General features: G+C 73.6%; 17 protein-coding genes. 3 read left to right on the forward strand and 14 right to left on the reverse strand.

Annotated elements, in window-relative coordinates:
- Window positions 1-7: 7 nt before the first annotated feature.
- From ACH9D2_RS08380 to ACH9D2_RS08395, 4 genes are all read right to left on the reverse strand, one after another.
- Window positions 8-436 carry a universal stress protein gene (locus ACH9D2_RS08380; RefSeq protein WP_396362382.1) on the reverse strand — a complete coding sequence of 143 codons (429 nt, stop codon included), beginning with the start codon at window positions 434-436 and terminating at the stop codon, window positions 8-10.
- Between the two features lie 85 nt (window positions 437-521).
- Window positions 522-950, reverse strand: a complete 429-nt coding sequence (locus ACH9D2_RS08385; RefSeq protein WP_396362383.1) for a universal stress protein — start codon at window positions 948-950, stop codon at window positions 522-524.
- Between the two features lie 76 nt (window positions 951-1,026).
- Window positions 1,027-1,458, reverse strand: a complete 432-nt coding sequence (locus tag ACH9D2_RS08390) for a universal stress protein (protein ID WP_396362384.1) — start codon at window positions 1,456-1,458, stop codon at window positions 1,027-1,029.
- 119 nt (window positions 1,459-1,577) lie between these two features.
- Entirely contained in the window at window positions 1,578-1,994 is a 417-nt protein-coding gene (locus ACH9D2_RS08395; RefSeq protein ID WP_396362385.1) for an Hsp20/alpha crystallin family protein, read from the reverse strand.
- A gap of 285 nt (window positions 1,995-2,279) precedes the next feature.
- Between ACH9D2_RS08395 and ACH9D2_RS08400 the strand changes: the two genes are divergently transcribed.
- On the forward strand, window positions 2,280-2,798 hold the full coding sequence (locus ACH9D2_RS08400; protein WP_396362386.1) for a hypothetical protein: 519 nt from the start codon (window positions 2,280-2,282) through the stop codon (window positions 2,796-2,798).
- A gap of 19 nt (window positions 2,799-2,817) precedes the next feature.
- Here the strand turns inward: ACH9D2_RS08400 and ACH9D2_RS08405 are convergent, their stop codons facing one another.
- Together ACH9D2_RS08405 and ACH9D2_RS08410 are read right to left on the reverse strand one after the other, a co-directional pair.
- Window positions 2,818-4,143 carry an erythromycin esterase family protein gene (locus tag ACH9D2_RS08405; RefSeq protein WP_396362387.1) on the reverse strand — a complete coding sequence of 442 codons (1,326 nt, stop codon included), beginning with the start codon at window positions 4,141-4,143 and terminating at the stop codon, window positions 2,818-2,820.
- The gene (locus ACH9D2_RS08410; RefSeq protein WP_396362429.1) at window positions 4,140-5,495 is read right to left on the reverse strand and encodes a phosphoribosyltransferase family protein; all 1,356 of its coding nucleotides are present in this window, start codon (window positions 5,493-5,495) and stop codon (window positions 4,140-4,142) included. The genes ACH9D2_RS08405 and ACH9D2_RS08410 overlap by 4 nt, the downstream gene beginning before the upstream one ends.
- 267 nt (window positions 5,496-5,762) lie before the next feature.
- On the opposite strand from ACH9D2_RS08410, the gene ACH9D2_RS08415 reads away from it, so the two are divergent.
- Window positions 5,763-6,335, forward strand: a complete 573-nt coding sequence (locus ACH9D2_RS08415) for a hypothetical protein (protein WP_396362388.1) — start codon at window positions 5,763-5,765, stop codon at window positions 6,333-6,335.
- Between the two features lie 24 nt (window positions 6,336-6,359).
- Here ACH9D2_RS08415 and ACH9D2_RS08420 read toward each other — a convergent pair whose 3' ends face one another.
- From ACH9D2_RS08420 to ACH9D2_RS08440, 5 genes are all read right to left on the reverse strand, one after another.
- Window positions 6,360-7,421 (reverse strand): 3-hydroxyisobutyryl-CoA hydrolase, encoded by a 1,062-nt coding sequence (locus ACH9D2_RS08420; protein ID WP_396362389.1) that lies wholly within the window; start codon window positions 7,419-7,421, stop codon window positions 6,360-6,362.
- A 40-nt stretch (window positions 7,422-7,461) separates the two neighbouring features.
- Window positions 7,462-8,286, reverse strand: coding sequence for a glycerophosphodiester phosphodiesterase family protein (locus ACH9D2_RS08425; RefSeq protein ID WP_396362390.1), 825 nt, complete (start codon window positions 8,284-8,286; stop codon window positions 7,462-7,464).
- A 10-nt stretch (window positions 8,287-8,296) separates the two neighbouring features.
- Window positions 8,297-9,178 (reverse strand): HAD family hydrolase, encoded by an 882-nt coding sequence (locus tag ACH9D2_RS08430; protein ID WP_396362391.1) that lies wholly within the window; start codon window positions 9,176-9,178, stop codon window positions 8,297-8,299.
- 14 nt (window positions 9,179-9,192) lie between these two features.
- The gene (locus ACH9D2_RS08435) at window positions 9,193-9,711 is read right to left on the reverse strand and encodes a YbhB/YbcL family Raf kinase inhibitor-like protein (RefSeq protein ID WP_396362392.1); all 519 of its coding nucleotides are present in this window, start codon (window positions 9,709-9,711) and stop codon (window positions 9,193-9,195) included.
- 81 nt (window positions 9,712-9,792) lie between these two features.
- The gene (locus tag ACH9D2_RS08440) at window positions 9,793-10,722 is read right to left on the reverse strand and encodes a carbohydrate kinase family protein (RefSeq protein WP_396362393.1); all 930 of its coding nucleotides are present in this window, start codon (window positions 10,720-10,722) and stop codon (window positions 9,793-9,795) included.
- Window positions 10,723-10,934: 212 nt separating this feature from the next.
- Between ACH9D2_RS08440 and ACH9D2_RS08445 the strand changes: the two genes are divergently transcribed.
- Window positions 10,935-12,386 (forward strand): glyceraldehyde-3-phosphate dehydrogenase, encoded by a 1,452-nt coding sequence (locus tag ACH9D2_RS08445; protein WP_396362394.1) that lies wholly within the window; start codon window positions 10,935-10,937, stop codon window positions 12,384-12,386.
- Between the two features lie 102 nt (window positions 12,387-12,488).
- Here the strand turns inward: ACH9D2_RS08445 and ACH9D2_RS08450 are convergent, their stop codons facing one another.
- The 3 genes from ACH9D2_RS08450 to ACH9D2_RS08460 all read right to left on the reverse strand — a co-directional run bounded on the left by ACH9D2_RS08450 (window position 12,489) and on the right by ACH9D2_RS08460 (window position 15,757).
- Window positions 12,489-13,808, reverse strand: coding sequence for a M18 family aminopeptidase (locus ACH9D2_RS08450; protein WP_396362395.1), 1,320 nt, complete (start codon window positions 13,806-13,808; stop codon window positions 12,489-12,491).
- 9 nt (window positions 13,809-13,817) lie between these two features.
- Entirely contained in the window at window positions 13,818-14,945 is a 1,128-nt protein-coding gene (locus tag ACH9D2_RS08455; RefSeq protein WP_396362396.1) for a CPBP family glutamic-type intramembrane protease, read from the reverse strand.
- A 77-nt stretch (window positions 14,946-15,022) separates the two neighbouring features.
- Window positions 15,023-15,757 (reverse strand): glutamine amidotransferase, encoded by a 735-nt coding sequence (locus tag ACH9D2_RS08460; protein ID WP_396362397.1) that lies wholly within the window; start codon window positions 15,755-15,757, stop codon window positions 15,023-15,025.
- Window positions 15,758-15,774: the final 17 nt, after the last annotated feature.

The raw sequence follows: 15,774 nt of genomic DNA on the forward strand, positions 1-15,774 counted from the left end.
GGGCCGCTCAGTGCCGGACCACGAGCACCGGGCAGTGGGCGTAGGCGACGCACGCGTGGGACACCGAGCCCAGTGCCGAGCCGAGCAGTCCGCCGCGGCCGCGCCGGCCGAGCACGAGCAGCTGGGCGGTCTCGCTCTCCGCGACGAGCCGGCCCGCGGGCCGGCCGTGCACCACCGTGGTGCTCAGGCGTGCGGGGACCTCCTCCCCGAAGACGGCCGCGACCGTGCGCGCGAGGATCCGCTCGTGGTTGGCGAGCAGCGCCTCCTCGTCGACGAACAGCTCGGAGTCCAGCACGGTGGGGTCCCCCGCGCACGCGATCGCCTCGAGCGGGGCGTCGAGGACCTCCGCGAGTCCCGCGGCGAGCCGAAGGGCCTCCATCGAGGACTCCGAGCCGTCGATCCCCACGAGGATCCGCTGGTCCGTCGGTGCGCTCATGACCGAACCTCCTTGTCCTGGCCGGCCGGCCGGAGCCGGCCCGTCGATGCCGGGTGGCCCGCGCCGGGCGGCCAGCACCGGCCGGTCAGTGCCGGACGACCAGCACCGGGCAGTGGGCGTGGGCGACGCACGCGTTGGAGACGGAGCCCAGGGCCGAGCCCCGCATGCCGCCGTGGCCGCGGCGGCCGAGGACCAGCATCAGGGCGTTCTCGCTCTCCTCGACCAGACGGGCCGCGGCCCGTCCGTGCATCAGGTCGGCGCTCACGTGCTCCGGGACCTCCCCGCCGAAGGCGTCGGCGACCGTCGCGCGGAGCACGTCCTCGGTCCCGGCCGGTGGCCTGTTCGGGTCGACGGTCTCCCAGCCCTCGTAGACGGGCGGTCCCTGCCAGAACATGACGGCGGTCAGCGGGACGCCCAGGACCCGGGCGATCCTGTCCCCCGTCCGGAGGGCCTCCTTCGAGGAGTCCGATCCGTCGATCCCCACGAGGATCCGTTGCTGCGATGGTGCGACCATGGTCGAACTCCTTCGTTCCGGCGCCCGCGGTCCGTGCCCGGGGCGCGCTCCGTCCGGCAGGTTCCTGCCGGACCGCTCAGTGCCGCACCACGAGGACGGGGCACTTGGCGTGGGAGACGAGGGCCGAGGAGACGGAGCCGAGGATCATGCCGAGCACCCCGCCCGTGCCCCGGCGGCCCACCACCAGCATCCGGGCCCCCTCGCTCTCCTCGATGAGCCGGGCGGCGGCCTGACCGCGCAGCAACCGGGTGGTCAGGTTCGCGGGGCGCTGCTCCCCGAACACCTCGGCGAGCGTGCTCTCGAACAGCTGCTCGCTGCTGCGGCGGAACTCCTCGGGGTCGACCACGCGGTAGCTCTCGTAGAGCAGCGGGTCGTCCCAGCACATGACGGCCTCGAGCGGCGCACCCAGGGACTCGGCGAGCCGCGCCCCCTCCCGGAGCGCGGCCTTGGACGAGCCGGACCCGTCGACTCCCACGACGATCCGGTCACCGGACGACGGCTCGCCCATGCTGTTCCCCCTCGTTCGCGGCGGGCCGGCCAGCCCGCCTGTCTCCACCATAGGACCCGGTGAGTTCGGTCACAACGGACCCTCGGTCCTCGGGGCCTGCGCGGCGCCGCGCGGTCCCCTCAGCCGCGGGTCACCTGGATCTTCTTGGTCGCCGGCGGCTCGACGTGCTCGGCGACGGGCACGCGGACCTCCAGCACGCCGTCACGGTAGGCGGCGCTGATGTCCTCGTCCCGGCACCCGGCGGGCAGCGGCAGGGTGCGCGAGAACGAGCCGTAGCGGAACTCGGAGCGGTAGCTGCCCTTGTCCTTGTGCTCGGTCCGCTCCCTGCGCTCGGCCCGCAGGTGGAGCACGTCGTCGGCCACGGTGAGCTCCACGTCCTGATCGGGGTCGATGCCGGGCAGCTCCGCCCGGATCACCACCGTGTCACCGTCCCGGTACTCCTCCACGCGGGGCCAGGACGCCTCGACGTCCCCCTCCAGGAGGCGTCGGAGGGGCTCGAGCATCTCCAGCCCCTCCCTGCGCATCAATCCGGCCATGACTGAACTCCTTCCCGTGGCACCCGTTCCGCGACGGCGACCGGGGTGTCGGCCCGGTGGGCCGGGGAACCGGTGCGGTCCGCCTCGACCCTTCCAGCGTAGACAGTGCCGACGGGGCGCGTAAGCCCCACCGGGCCCGGGACGCCATGATGACGCGGCCCGCTCCGCCGGCTCCCGGGAGCACTGGATCCGCGGGTGCGACGGGGCGATAATCGGGGCATCCCCACGGGTCCCGCCGCCGTCCGGCGACCGCCCCGGGGACCGGGACAGATCGGGGTGTCCGCCGTGGACAACAACGTGATGAAGATCGTCTACACCTTCTTCCTGGGCGCCCTGCTGGCCCTGTTCGTGGGGCTGGGGATCCAGACGTTCTACCCGGGCCCGGAGATGCCGGAGCCGACCTCGGGGATGGAGTTCGTGCCCGAGTCGAGCACGCCCACCGAGGAGCAGCGCGAGGAGATGGCGGAGAACGAGCGGCAGTGGCGGCAGTGGCAGGAGGACCAGCAGGCCTACAGCCGCAACGTGGCGGTCGTGGCCCTGGGCGCCTCCGTGGTGCTGCTCGGCCTCAGCCTCGTGCTCGAGAAGCGCAACCGGGTGCTGACCAACGGGATCATGCTCGGCGGGCTGTTCACCCTGCTCTACGCCATCGGGCGGAGCTTCGCCTCCACCGAGACCACCATGACCTTCATCGCCGTGGGCGTGGGCCTGGCCGTGGTGCTGTTCCTCGGCCACCGGCGCTTCTTCCGGGAGAACCGCCCGGACACGGCCCAGGACGACGAGCGGCGGGAGCAGGCCGGCGTCTGAGCCGCTCCCGCGGGACGCGTCAGAACCCCGTGGGCTCGGTCTCCAGCTCGGGCTCCTCGGGCGGGCCCTCGTGGTGCAGGGGCCGCAGCGCGGCGGTGACCGCGAACCAGAGCAGGGCGTCGTAGCGCTCCCCCATGCGGGTGGGCACGTAGTTGCCGGCCTCGCGCCACGGGTGGTAGACGACTCCGATGGCCCGGTGGCCGTACCTCCCCGAGAGCCAGGGCCCGGAGCGGTCGCGGCCGAAGACGAGCACCGCGGCCTCTCCCAGGGCTCGGTGCAGGAGGTCCTCGTGGCTGCCGGGACGGGCCTCCGGGACGGCGACGACCTCCTCGGCCGCGCCCCACGACTCCGCCGCGACCACCGTGCCGGCCCAGGAGGCGAGGCCCACGAGCACCACCTCGTGCGCGGCGTGGCGCTCCCGCAGCAGCTGGCCCACGTTGACCAGCCCGGCGTCGAACATGTCGGTGGCCCTGGCGTCCCCCACGTGGGAGTTGTGCTCCCACACCAGGCCCTTGGCCCTGGGCCCGTGGTGGCGGGAGAGCAGGTCGGCCGTGGCCGCCATGTGCTCGTCCCGCACGTTCCAGGACTGCCGGTCGCCCCGGACCATCGTGCGGTAGTAGCGCTCGGCGTCGACCGCGACCATGGCGTTGAGGGCGGCGTCGAACGCGGCGGGGTCCCCGGCCGTCCGGTCCATGGTGCGCCGGCGCACCTCGGCCAGGAGGGCCACGACGTCGGCCTCGCAGCTCTCGGGCACGATGCGCGTGCGCCGCGCGTACCGGTGCGGGTCCTCGTGGAACGGGACGAAGCACTGCCACGCCTGCAGCGCGGCGGGCAGGGCCTCGGGCGCGTTCGTCTCGAGCCAGCCGATGATCTCACGCAACGAGTCCCACAGCGAGTAGACGTCGAGGCCGTAGAAGCCCACCTGGTCCCGGCCGGCCCGGCGGGCGTTCTCCGCCCGGAGCCAGTCGAGGAACTCCGCGACCTCCTCGTTCGCCCACATCCACGTGGGCCAGCGCTCGAAGCCCGCGAGCACACCGTGGGCGTCGAGGTCCTGGTCCGCCTCGCCGCGCACCCACCGGTTGAGCCGCCAGCAGTCCGGCCAGTCCCCCTCGACCCCGATCCAGGTGAAGCCGTGCTCCTCGATCAGCCGGCGGCTGAGCAGGGCCCGCCACCGGTAGTACTCGTGGGTGCCGTGGGACGCCTCGCCCACGCACACGAACCGGGCGCCGGCGCAGCGCTCGACGAGCGGATCGAGGTCCTGCGCCCCCGCCAGCGGCTGCGCGAGCGAGCGGATCTCCGCGAGGACCTCTGCCTCCCGGGACGGCCCACGCCCGCGGGGGCTCACCGGGGCGTCCCGTCGCCGGGCTCCCCGGCCGGGTGGAGGTGGCCGAGGAACCAGTCCCGGGCCAGGCCGGCGGCCTCGGCGAGCGTGCCGGGCTCCTCGAAGAGGTGCGTGGCGCCCTCCACGACCGCCAGCCGGGTGGGACAGCGCATCGACTCCTGCGCCCACCGGTTGAGGCCGAGCACCTCGAAGTCCTCGCTGCCCACGATCAGCAGGGTGGGCGCCTGCACCGAGCGCAGCCGTTCGTCCGCGAGGTCGGGGCGGCCTCCGCGGGAGACCACTGCGGCGATCGACGCGCCGGGCTCGGCCGCGGCCCACAGAGCCGCGCCGGCGCCGGTGCTCGCCCCGAAGTACCCGACCGGGGACGCCGCGGAACCGGGCTGCGCGCGCAGCCACGCCGTGGCCAGGAGCAGCCGCTCGGCGAGCAGGCCGATGTCGAAGACGTTGCCGCGGTCCGTCTCCTCCCCGGGGGTCAGCAGGTCCAGCAGCAGGGTGCCGAGCCCCGCCTGCTGCAGCACTGAGGCCACGTACTGGTTCCGCGGGCTGTACCGGCTGCTGCCGCTGCCGTGGGCGAAGACCACCACGCCGGCGCCTGGCCCCGGCAGGTGCAGGTGCGCCTCGAGCTCTTCCTCCCCGGCCGGGATGCGCACGTCTGCGTCGACCGGCCAGCCGTGCGGCGCCTGCCCCGTCCGGGACGGCCCGGGCAGCTCCGGCTGGTGGCGGCGCCGGGCGGCGTCGAGCAGGGCCACCACCTCGTCGTCCTCCGTGGCGGAGAAGTCCCGGTAGTGGTAGCCGACGGCCGTGAAGTACGGCGGGGTCGCGAGACAGATGACCTCGTCAGCCTCGACGACCCGGCTCAGCGCATCCTGCGGGGCCACCGGAACGGCCAGCACCACCCGAGCGGCGCCCAGCTGGCGCGCGATCCGGCAGGCCACTCGCGCCGTGGAGCCGGTGGCGATGCCGTCGTCGACGACCAGGGCGATCCGTCCGGTGAGGTCGACCCGTTCCCGGCCCTCCCGGAAGCGCGCCGTCCGGGCCTCGAGCACGGCCCGCTCCCGCGCCTCGATCTGCTCGAGCTGCGCGTCCGTCACCCCGAAGTACTGCAGGGTCCGCTCGTCGAGCACGCGGGCGCCCTCCTCCCCGATGGCCCCCATGGCCAGCTCGGGCTGGGAGGGGACCCCCAGCTTGCGCACCACGATGACGTCCAGCGGCGCGTCCAGGATCCGGGCCACCTCGTGGGCCACGGGCACCCCGCCGCGGGGCAGCCCCAGCACCACCACGTCCTGTCCGCGCAGGGACCTCAGGCGCTTTCCCAGCTGCCGCCCGGCCTCGACCCTGTCCTGGAAGACCACCATGGCCCCCACCGCCTCTCCGGCGGGCGCGCGGCCCACCGTCTCTCCGGTGCTCCTGTGCTCCGCACACGCCCTCGGGTCCCGCGGGCCGCTGCTGAGGACTCCAGCGTAGGCAGGTGGGGAACCCGGTGGAAGGCCCTCGGGCCAGGTGACGGCCGTGGACAACGGAGCGGGCGCGACCCATAATGCGAGCACGCCCCGGCGGCCGCCGGCGACCCCGGTCGCCCCGGTCGGACGTCCCGCCCGGGCGGGGGAAACGGAGCACGCCGCATGCAGGACCGTTCGGAGGACCGCGCGGGAGGCAGGACCGTGCGGACTGTCTACACGTTCTTCCTGGGGACGCTGCTGGCCCTGTTCGTGGGTCTCGGCGTCGCCACGGTCCACCCCGGGCCGGAGGAGCCGGTGCCGCCCCGGTCCATCGCCCTGGCCCAGGAGACGCGGGAGCTCACTCCGGAGGAGCAGCAGCAGTGGGTGAGGTACGACCGGGAGCGCGAGGCGTGGGAGGACGAGGTCCTGCGCCACAGCCGCGACGTGGGCGTGGTGACCCTGGTCGCCTCGGTCGTGCTCCTCGCCGTGAGCCTGGCCGTGGAGCGGCGCAGGCCGGTGCTCGCCCAGGGCATCCTGCTCGGCGGCCTGTTCACGCTGCTGCACAGCGTGGTGCGCAGCCTGTTCTCGCAGGACACCCTCGCCACGTTCGGCGTGGTCACCGTGGCGCTGCTCGTGGTGCTGTACCTCGGCTACCACCGCTTCGTGGACCGGCCCACCGGCACCGGTGGCGGCGGGGAACCCTCCCTCGTGGTGGTCAGCGACAACGGGAAGCACCCGTCGTCCCGCCGCCGCTGAGCGGTCCGGGGCGGTGCTGCCGGGTCAGAGGGGCAGCGGCAGCTTCTCGTCGAGCACGGCCCGGACCGCCGCGACGTCGACGTCCGTGACGGAGGCGTGCTCCCAGGCCGGCGCGTTGTCCTTGTCCACGAGGACCGCCCGCACGCCCTCGGCGAAGTCGGGGCGCGCGATCGTGTCCGCGGCGAGGCGCAGCTCCCGCTCGAGACAGGAGCGCACGCTGTCGTCGGCCGCCCCGCGCTCGAGCAACTCGAAGGTGCGCACCAGCGAGGACGGGCTCATCCCCGCGAGGTCCTCCGGCGCGGCGGCGACGATCTCCTCGAGGGTCGGGGCGCCGTAGCGCTCCTCGATCTGCTCCCACTGCGCCACCACGGAGGACGGCTCGGGCTCGCGGGCGAAGCGGGCCAGCGCGTCCACCGGCCCCTCCTCCACCACGGCCCCGGCGAGCGCCTCGAAGTCCTCGTCCGCCACGAGGACGTCGGCCAGGCCCAGGGCGACGGCGTCCGCGCCGCCGACCCGCTGCCCGCCGAGGGCGAGCCAGCGGCCCACCGCCGCGCCCGGCTCGCCGCGGCGGTCCGGCCGGGAGACGCGCGGCAGGAACCAGGAGGCACCGATGTCGGTGAAGAACCCGATCTTCGTCTCGGGCATCGCCATGACCGTCGAGGGCCCCACCACGCGGTGGGAGCCGTGCACCGAGATGCCCATGCCGCCACCCATGCAGATGCCGTTCATGAGCACCACGTACGGCTTGGGGTAGTTCGCGATCAGGCAGTCGAGGGCGTACTCCGTGGCGAAGACCTGTGTGGCGTCCTCGATCCGCCCGGCGAGGACCGCGTCCCGCACCTCCCGGATGTCGCCGCCGGCGCAGAACGCCTTGGGCGAGGCGGACGTGACGAGCACGTGGCGCACGGCGTCGTCGTCCCGCCACGCGTCGAGCGCGGCCTTGAGGTCGCGGTACATCTGCGCGGTCAGCGCGTTGAGCTGACGGGTCCGGTCGAGCACGATGTGCCCGGTGCCGTCGCGGACCTCGGTCCGGACGTGCTGCGCGGTGCCGGTCTTGGCGGTGCCGGTCTTGGCGGTGTCGGTCATGGTCCCCACCCTGCCACGGGGCGGGCCGCCGTGTCATGGCTCACACGCCCGCGGGCGGCCACTGTCCCCGCTGCGCCAGCAGCGCGGCGAGCAGGTCCGCCCGGTCGGTGACGATGCCGTCCACCCCGAGCTCGAGCAGCCGCGCCATCTCGGCCGTCTCGTTGACGGTCCACACGTGCACGTCGATGCCGTGCCGGTGCGCGAAGTCCACGAAGCGAGGGGTCACGAGCTGGATCTCCGCCCCGCCCCGCAGCCGGTAGCGGCGGGGGATCTGCACGGTGTCGAACGGCTCGATCCACCGGGCGGCCGCCCGCCGGGCGAGACGCCAGCTGGGCCCGCCCAGCCACGAGCACACGAGCAGCAGGCGCATCCCCTCCTTGCCGGAGGACGTGGGCACGCTCCGGCCGTCGAGCTCGCGGATCCGCCGCAGCGTGCGCCGGCGGCGGCTCTCGGAGAAGGAGGTCACCCGCACCCGGTCCACGGCGCCGAGCTCGTGGAGCAGCGCCGGCAGGGCCGTCACCGACGCCTCGTCCTTGACGTCCACGTTGAACTTCAGCTCGGGGAGCTCCGTCAGCAGGTCGGCGAACCGCGGGATGCACCCCGCACCGGCGACGCGCTCGGTGCTGATCTGCGCCCAGGTCAGCGCGGAGACCTTCCCGCTGCCGCCGGTGACGCGGTCGAGGGTCTCGTCGTGGAAGGACAGGACCACGCCGTCGGCCGTGGTGTTGACGTCGGTCTCGATCCACTCGTAGCCGAGATCCCGGGCCGCGCGGAAGGAGTCGAGGGTGTTCTCGGCCCCGTCCCGGCAGAAACCGCGGTGGGCCAGGGCTGCGGGGGTGTCGCGCCTGCGCGCTGGAGGGGTCACCCTCCTATTGTTACCCCGCGGTAGCGGATTGTCCCGCCCATGACGCACCAGGTCGCCCCCGGCGCAGCAGCGCCTCGATCACCTGGGCGACCCCGTCCTCCTCGAAGGGCGGGGCCACGCGGCCGACGGCTCGCGCGACCGCCGGGTGCCCGCTCGCCATCGCGTACCCGTGGGCGGCCCACGTGAGCATCTCGAGGTCGTTGGGCATGTCGCCGAAGGCCATCACCTCGTGCGGGCGGATGCCGAGCTCGGCCGCGTACTGCTCGAGGGTGCGCGCCTTGGTGAGACCCTTCTGGCCCATCTCCACGAGCGGGGCGGCCGCCACGGAGTGCGTCACGGACAGCCTGCCCGCCACGAGCTCGGCGAGCGCCCGGAAGTACTCCTGCGGGTCGGCGGTGTCCAGCTTGGCCAGGAACTTCACGAGCCCCTGGCCCTCGGGCACCCGTTCCCGCAGCGCCCCGATCAGGGGGGCGCCGATCTCCATCCGGTCGGTGCGCGCCCACCCCCGGTCCGTGAAGACGCCCTCGAGCGTCTCCGCCGCGAACAGCGTGCCGGGGTGCCCGGCCGCGATCTCGTCCATGACCGCGAAGGCGTCCCGGGCCGGGAACAGGCTCGACTCCACGACCAGGTCGGCGCTGAGGTCGTAGACCACCGCCCCGTTCGAGCAGATCACCACGCCCTCGTGGCCGAGCTGCTCGCGCAGCGGGTCGAGCCAGCGCATGGGCCGGCCCGTCACGAACACCACGTGGATGCCGCTGTCCTGGGCAGCCCGGATCGCGTCGACGGTGCGCGGGCGGAAGCGGAAGTCGTGCCCCAGGACGGTGCCGTCGAGGTCGCTGGCGATCATCCTGATCGGCACCGCCGCCCCGGGGACCTCCGGAGTCGGGCTCACGGGTGTTCTGCCACCTACGCCTCGTGCGTCCCGGTGAGGCAGGCCCGGGCGATCCCGGAGCTGAACAGCTGGAAGTTGACGACGGCGGGGCTGGCGCTCTCGTCGACGTCGATCTGCTCCTCGCCCACCGCGGTCACGCACACGATGTAGCGGTGCGGGCCGTGGCCGGGGGGCGGGGCCGCCCCCACGTACTCGTCGGTGCCGCCGTCGTTGCGGTGCTTGACCGCCCCGGCCGGCGGGTCCGACGCCGCGCCGCGCTCGAGGGAGGTGACGTCGGCGGGAATGTTGGACAGGCACCAGTGCCAGAAGCCGCTGGGGGTGGGGGCGTCCGGGTCGAAGACCGTGACCACGTAGCTCTTCGTGCCCTCCGGGGCACCGGACCAGCTCAGCTGCGGGGACACGTCCTGGCCGCCGGCGCCCATGATGCCCGAGAGCTGGGCCTGGGCGAGCGGCCCGCCGTCGGAGATGTCCTCGGAGGTGAGGATGAAGCTCGGCAGGTCGGGCAGGTCTGCGTACGGGTCGCGGTCGGGCACGGGCTCTCCTTCGGGTCGGGGTGGAGATCGGGTTCGGATCGGGGTGGAGATCGGGTCGGGAGCGGCTCGGGGACGGGCCGCTCAGGGGGCGGGCAGCTCGTCCTTGCGGGGCAGGTCGGCGCCGGCGCGGGAGACCGTGACGCCGGCCGCCGAGGCGGCGTGGCGCAGCAGCTCGCCGACCTGCTCCTCGTCGAGGTTGTCGATCCGCTCGCGGGCCTGGGCGCCCGTGTAGCCGTGGTCGGTGAGCCAGGCGAGCAGCGCCGCCATGAAGGAGTCGCCGGCCCCCACGGTGTCCACCACGGTGGTGCGGGCGGCGGGCACCTGCACCCCGCGCGGACCGGTGGCCCGGGTGCGGGCCCAAGGACCCAGGGGCCCCCGGGTGACGACGACGAGCTCCGCCCCGGCCTTGAGCCAGGCGCCGGCGCTCTCCTCGACGCTGCGGTGGGGGTACAGCCACAGGAGGTCCTCGTCCGAGGCCTTCACGATGTCGGCGAGGGCCACGAGCTGCTCGGCCCGCGCCCGCGCCTCCGAGGAGTCGGGGATGATGGACGGACGGCAGTTGGGGTCGTAGGAGATCAGGGCCGAGCGGTGGGCCTGCTCCACGGCGTGCAGGACCCTCGAGGCGCCGGGCTCCAGCATCGCGCCGATCGAGCCCACGTGCAGCAGGGTGGTGTCCCGGAGCAGCTCGCCCAGCTGCTCGTCCGTGAGGTCCAGGGACCAGTCCAGCTGGAAGTCGTAGGTCGCGGCGCCGTCGTCCCCGATGACGGCCGCCGCCACGGACGTGGGCCGCGCGTCGGCCTCGAAGGGCAGGAGGACGCCGTTGTCCCGCAGGTGTGCCTCGACCTGCGTGCCGTACTCGTCCTCGCCGTAGCGGCCCAGGAACTGGACCTCGTGGCCGAGCCGGGCCAGGCCCACGGCCACGTTCATGGGGCTCCCCCCGGCGTGCGCGCGGGGCTCCTGGCCGTGCTTCGACACCACGTCGACGAGCGCTTCACCGATCACCGTCAGCATGCCCTCACGGTAGCACCCACCGCTCCCGCCGCCCCCGGTGCCGGACCGGTCCGGCACGCGTGTAACGGGAGCCCCGCCCGCGCCCCGTGCCCGTAGAATGGTGGGCGGCACCCTGCGCGAACCGCAGCGGCGCGCGCATCCGACCGCGCAACGAGGCGCGGCACGTCACGGCCGGACACGATGACGTCCCCGGCCGAGGAAGAGAGTCATTCTTGAGCACTCCCGAAAGCTGGGCCGACCGCGAGGCACTCGCGGAGGGCATCGTTCCCCTGGTCGGACGTCTGCACCGCGAGAACAAGGTCGTGCCGACGGTCTACGGCCGCTCCCTGGTGCACAAGTCCGTCACCGAGATCATCAAGGCGCACCGCTTCGCCCGCCGCATCGACGGCGAGGAGCTGCCCCTGGAGGACACGACCCGCCTGCTCGAGGCCATGTCCGGGCTGAACCTCGGCACCTGCGCGGTGGACCTCGGCAAGCTCAACCGGCTCGCCCACGAGTCGGACCAGGACCTCGAGGCGTTCCTGCGCGAGGAGCTCGCCCCCGTGGTGGACCGCAGGGACCAGAACTCCCCGGAGTCCCAGGACGTGGTGCTCTACGGGTTCGGCCGCATCGGCCGCCTGCTCGCCCGCATCCTGATCAACCGCAACGACGGCACCGGCCTGAACCTGCGCGCCGTCGTGGTGCGCAAGAAGCCGGGCAACGACCTGGTCAAGCGCGCCTCCCTCCTGCGCCGCGACTCCGTGCACGGCAAGTTCGACGGGACCATCCACGTCGACGAGGAGAACAACGTCATCACGGCCAACGGGGTGGCCATCAAGTTCATCTACGCGAACGACCCCACCGAGATCGACTACACCGAGCACGGCATCGACAACGCGATCGTCGTGGACAACACGGGCGCGTGGCGCGACGAGGCCGGCCTGTCCAAGCACCTGCAGTCCAAGGGCGTGGCCAAGGTGCTGCTCACGGCGCCGGGCAAGGGCGATCTGAAGAACATCGTGTGCGGGGTCAACGACCACGTCATCACCGCGGAGGACACCATCCTGTCCGCCGCGTCCTGCACCACCAACGCGATCACCCCGGTCGTGAAGGTGCTCCACGACAAGTACGGCATCACGCAGGGCCACGTCGAGACGGTCCACTCCTACACCAACGACCAGAACCTCATCGACAACTGGCACAAGGGCGACCGCCGGGGCCGCTCCGCCGCCCTGAACATGGTCATCACCGAGACCGGCGCGGCGAAGGCCGTGGCCAAGGCCCTGCCGGAGATGGCCGGGAAGCTCACGGGCAACGCGATCCGCGTCCCCACCCCGGACGTGTCCATGGCCATCCTGAACCTGCAGCTCGAGCAGGCCCCGGAGTCCGAGGACGCGGTCAACCAGTACCTGAAGGACATCTCGCTGAACTCGTCCCTGCGCAAGCAGATCGACTACACCGACTCCCCCGAGATCGTTTCCACCGACTTCGTGGGCTCCCGCCGCGCGGGCGTCGTCGACGGTCTTGCGACGATCGTCAACGGCAGCTCGCTGGTGCTCTACGTCTGGTACGACAACGAGTTCGGCTACTCCTGCCAGGTCGTGCGGGTGCTCGCCCGGATGGCCGACATCGCCATGCCGCAGTTCCCGGCCGAGCGGGTCGCGGTCGGCGCCGTCGCCGGCTGAGCCCGTCCCTGCCGCGAGGGGCCGCCGCCCGTCGGAGCGCCGTGCGCGCGCCGGGGGGCCGCGGCCCCTCGCCGTGTCCGGACGGCGCGGCCCCGCAGCGCGTCAGGCGGTGAAGAAAGCCCCTGCGGCGGCGCCGAGGGCCGCGACGTCGTCCACGTGGCACAGCTCCCGGGCGGAGTGCATCGACAGCAGGCCGATGCCGACGTCGATCGTGCGCACGCCCAGCCGGGCGGCGGTGATGGGACCGATCGTGGACCCGCACGGCACCCGGTTGTTGGAGACGAACTCCTGGTAGCCCACGCCGGCGCGCTCGCAGGCCTCGGCCCAGATCCCGGCGCCCACGGCGTCCGTGGCGTAGTGCTGGTCCGCGTTGATCTTCAGCAGCGGGCCCGCCCCGGGCACCGGCCGGTTCACGGGGTCGTGGTGGCCCTGGTAGTTGGGGTGCACCAGGTGCCCGGCGTCGGCGGACAGGCACACGGAACCGGCCAGGGAGCGGCGGTGCTCGGCGGCCGTGCGGTCCAGGCCCTCGGCGATGCGCACCAGCACGTCCTCGAGGAACGGCCCCGCGGCGCCGGAACGGGTGCGCGAGCCGATCTCCTCGTGGTCGAACGCGGCGAGCACCGCGATGTGCCGGCCCTGCTCGACCGCCTCCGCCTCCCGGGCGAGGGCGCTCAGTCCGGCGTGCACGGAGGACAGGTTGTCCAGCCGCCCGGAGGCGAACAGCGTCCCGCCGTGCCCGAACACGGCGGGTGGCTGCGAGTCCGCCAGCACCACGTCGTAGCCGACGATCCGGGCGGGGTCCACGGGTCCGCCGTCCGCGTGCTCGGCCAGCAGTGCGAGGACGTCCGCGTCCTCCGGCTGCCCCACGCCCCAGATCGGCTGCACGTGCTGCTGGCGGTCGAGCTGCAGGCCCTTGTTGGCGTCGCGGTCCAGGTGGACGGCGAGCTGCGGGATGCGGGCCACGGGGCCGGTCGCGCTGAGGTGCTCGACCGGGGCGCCGTCCGCGCCCCGGACCACGAGCCGGCCCGCCAGGCGCAGCTCGCGGTCCAGCCACGAGTTCAGCAGCGCCCCGCCGTAGGTCTCGACCCCGGCCTGGTGCCAGGTGTGGGCCGTGCTGGTGGGCCTGGGCTTGAGCTTGAAGCCCGGCGAGTCGGTGTGCGCGCCGAGGATCCGGAACCCGGCCGCCGGCGGGACCTCCGCGGGCGTGGCCCACGCGATGACCGCCCCGTCGCGGAGCACGTAGCGCCGCCCGCGGACGCCGCTCCGGGTCCAGTCCTCCGTCTCGTCGAGGCGGACGAAGCCAGCCTCGTCGAGGCGTGCGGCGGCGGCGTGCGCGGCGTGGAAGGAGCTCGGCGACTCCATCACGTAGCGGCCGAGGTCCTCGGCGGCGGACGGGGGGTCGACTGCGGTGCGCGGTTCCATGCGGTCAGTCTACGAAAGGGTCTGGGGCGCGGGTCCGGGCGCCTGCTCCGCCCAGTGGCCGGGGCAGGCCGGCGGGCCGGGGCACACCCAGGCAGCGGGCTCGGGGCCCGTCCGGACGGGTCCGCCCCCGGCGTGCCCGTGCGGCCCGGCGCCGGGCACGAGGAGGAGGGGCGGCCGCGGCGGGTGCACGGTCCGGGTCACCTCGACGCCGCGCCGGCCCGCGCCGCGGACCACGAGCCACGCGAAGAGCAGCTGCATGCCCGCCGAGATGGCCAGGGCCACCCAGGACGACTCCTCGGCGTCGGGGTCGGCCAGGCCGAGGGCACCGAAGAGCGTCGCGATCACGTTGTTGACCACGTGCAGGGCGATCGCCGCCTCGAGCCCGCCGGTGCGCCAGGTCAGATAGCCGGCGACGACCGCCATGACCGCGACCGCCAGCAGTCCCCAGGTGTCGTACAGGTGCCCGAACGTGAACAGGGGCACGGGCAGCAGGATCGCGAACACGGGACGGCGCAGCCAGCGGCCCACGGTCTGCAGCAGGTAGCCCCGGAAGACGAACTCCTCCGCCGCGCACTGCAGCGGGACCACGAGCACGATCATCGCGATCAGCCACCAGAAGCCGTCCACCGGCTGCGGGGCGGTCAGCGTCCCGAGCAGCGAGTACTCCAGGAGGGCGGCGGCCGCGTGGCCCACCGCGTAGATCACCAGGGCCACGAGGAGGCACCGGCCGAGGAAGCCCCAGCGCAGCCGCCCCGTCACGGACAGCAGCAGCCCGACGGGCCGGGGGCCCATGATGGTCCGGGCCGTGAGGAGCGCCGGGATCATGAGGACGAGGGAGAAGAACAGCATGAAGAAGATCGCCGGGTCCATGATGTCCAGCTCCGTGCCCTTGAGGAAGACCTCGTCCAGGGCCTCCTCGCCGCGCACGGCCACGATCCCCACGGCCCACACGATGCCGAAGACGATGGTCAGCACCAGGTAGAAGGACCCGAAGAGCAGCAGCTCCACGAGCGGCTTCCACCACCGGTGCTCGGGGTCGGCGTGGCCGAGCCGGTGGTACGGCAGGAGGCGGGGACCGGGGGACGGGCTGTGGTCGTCGAGGGGTCCCTGCCTCCAGGGGGCGGCGCGCATGGTCATACCTCCCACGGTATCCGCAGCCGGCTGCTTCCGGACACGCGACAGTTCGGGGGCGCGGGTCCCCGGGCGCCGGGGACTCAGCGCGCGTAGCGGTCCACGAACGCGGCGAGGATCTTCTCGGGCTCCGTCACGGGCGGTCCCGTGCGGATGCGGTCCTTGACGTCCTCGGCCTCGGCGACCGGGAAGTACCCGTGCTCCTTGTACGCCTCGATCCGGTTCAGCAGCGCGGGGGCGTCGAGCTCGGGGTGGAACTGGGTCGCGTAGAGGTTCTGCTTGATCCGGAACATCTGGACGGGGCAGTCCGTGCCGGTGGCCAGGAGGACGGCGGCGGGGGCGAGCGTGCGCGTGCCCTCCTTGTGCCCCACGAAGCCGTGGAACGCGGGCGGGAACTGCCGGAGCAGCGGGTCCCGCCGCCCCTCCTCGGTGAGGGTGACCTCGACCACGCCGATCCCCTCGCCCCGGGTGCGGTCCACGACCCCGCCCTGGTGCGTGCCGAGGGTGCCGACGCCGTAGCAGGCGCCGAGGAAGGGGAAGTCCCGGGCGACGACCTCGTCGAGCAGGTCCCGCATCTCGGACTCGGCCCGCCGCTGCACCTCGGACTTCAGCTGCGGCGGGTCCGAGGAGTTGAACGGGGAGCCGCCGATGACGACCCCGGAGTAGCGCTCGAGGTCGATCGGCGGCATGGGCCCGGCCTCCAGCCGGACCCGGTGGAGGCTGCTCTCCTGCAGGCCGCTGAAGCGGCAGATGGTCTCGTACTCCTCGTCCGCGACGTCGTCCTCGGCGCGGGTGGCGAGCAGCAGGAAGGGCTTCATGACCCCATCGTAACCAG

Source organism: Kocuria rhizosphaericola (assembly GCF_044462205.1).
Taxonomy (GTDB): domain Bacteria; phylum Actinomycetota; class Actinomycetes; order Actinomycetales; family Micrococcaceae; genus Kocuria; species Kocuria rhizosphaericola.

Excerpts from the sequence above, each read along its gene's own strand:
- ACH9D2_RS08440 (WP_396362393.1), bottom strand. The coding sequence starts at position 10,722 with ATGCTGACGGTGATCGGTGAAGCGCTCGTCGACGTGGTGTCGAAGCAC.
- ACH9D2_RS08420 (WP_396362389.1), bottom strand. The coding sequence starts at position 7,421 with ATGACCGACACCGCCAAGACCGGCACCGCCAAGACCGGCACCGCGCAG.
- ACH9D2_RS08450 (WP_396362395.1), bottom strand. The coding sequence starts at position 13,808 with ATGGAACCGCGCACCGCAGTCGACCCCCCGTCCGCCGCCGAGGACCTC.
- ACH9D2_RS08395 (WP_396362385.1), bottom strand. The coding sequence starts at position 1,994 with ATGGCCGGATTGATGCGCAGGGAGGGGCTGGAGATGCTCGAGCCCCTC.
- ACH9D2_RS08455 (WP_396362396.1), bottom strand. The coding sequence starts at position 14,945 with ATGACCATGCGCGCCGCCCCCTGGAGGCAGGGACCCCTCGACGACCAC.
- ACH9D2_RS08415 (WP_396362388.1), top strand. The coding sequence starts at position 5,763 with ATGCAGGACCGTTCGGAGGACCGCGCGGGAGGCAGGACCGTGCGGACT.
- ACH9D2_RS08385 (WP_396362383.1), bottom strand. The coding sequence starts at position 950 with ATGGTCGCACCATCGCAGCAACGGATCCTCGTGGGGATCGACGGATCG.
- ACH9D2_RS08390 (WP_396362384.1), bottom strand. The coding sequence starts at position 1,458 with ATGGGCGAGCCGTCGTCCGGTGACCGGATCGTCGTGGGAGTCGACGGG.
- ACH9D2_RS08410 (WP_396362429.1), bottom strand. The coding sequence starts at position 5,495 with ATGGTGGTCTTCCAGGACAGGGTCGAGGCCGGGCGGCAGCTGGGAAAG.
- ACH9D2_RS08460 (WP_396362397.1), bottom strand. The coding sequence starts at position 15,757 with ATGAAGCCCTTCCTGCTGCTCGCCACCCGCGCCGAGGACGACGTCGCG.
- ACH9D2_RS08380 (WP_396362382.1), bottom strand. The coding sequence starts at position 436 with ATGAGCGCACCGACGGACCAGCGGATCCTCGTGGGGATCGACGGCTCG.